The organism is Rhodocytophaga aerolata, from assembly GCF_030503435.1.
In the GTDB taxonomy this organism is placed as follows: domain Bacteria; phylum Bacteroidota; class Bacteroidia; order Cytophagales; family 172606-1; genus Rhodocytophaga; species Rhodocytophaga aerolata.
Genome location: NZ_JAUKPO010000184.1, coordinates 1 through 689, shown reverse-complemented (window position 1 = coordinate 689; position 689 = coordinate 1). Strand labels below are relative to the sequence as shown.

At 44.7% G+C, this 689-nt stretch carries 1 protein-coding gene; it reads right to left on the bottom strand.

The window, feature by feature from the left end; all coding sequences use genetic code 11:
* Window positions 1-41: 41 nt before the first annotated feature.
* The gene (locus Q0590_RS37450) at window positions 42-557 is read right to left on the bottom strand and encodes a YybH family protein (protein WP_302042806.1); all 516 of its coding nucleotides are present in this window, start codon (window positions 555-557) and stop codon (window positions 42-44) included.
* Between the last annotated feature and the right edge of the window lie 132 nt (window positions 558-689).

The following is a 689-nucleotide window of genomic DNA, read 5'->3' as shown; positions in this document are numbered from 1 at the left end:
GGGAGTTAGCGTTACAACAATTTCCTTGAGATACGCAAAATTTAGTTTTTCTGTGTCTGCGCTGGTTCATTACTATTCCAAATATCATGGGTGGTTTTCCAGGATCCATCCGACTGACGTTTGAGAATGTTGAGATATTTGGCTGTAGATTTTAAGGCTTCTCCTCCTTGCTTAGGGGTTAACACCACCTCAGCCATTCCTCTGCCATAAGCCAGATCTCCGGCTACTTCCACTTCCTCATACTCACTCTTGAGTGCAGGTGTATAGCTGTCGAACAAAGCCTGATAGTAAGCCGCTACCGCTGTCCGCCCTATCAGGGCTGGTTGGTCAGGGGCCATTAGAATAGCATCTTCTGTAAAATGGGCAGCGATACCGGCTGCATTACTATTCCTCAAGGCTTCTGCTCTGGCTTCACTTATAGCTTTGATGGCCTCTACATCTCCTTGTGAAGAGCCGGCCTCTTTCTGGCAACTCACAAATAGCATCCAAGCACAAACGATCAGAGTAGAGAAGAGTAATGGTTGTAGGGGCTTATTGAAGGCTTTACTTTTATTCATATGCGAGAAACTAAAGTATAGGGCTATCTAAAGGAGAATTAGGGCTGAAAGCTACACAATTGCTTGGCATTTTGCAGCTTTTCATTCTCATCGTTCTCTCTGTTCTATATTGTCTCCCTTTCCTGAAACTGT

Coding starts and splice junctions, on each gene's coding strand:
- Q0590_RS37450 (WP_302042806.1), bottom strand. CDS start 557: ATGAATAAAAGTAAAGCCTTCAATAAGCCCCTACAACCATTACTCTTC.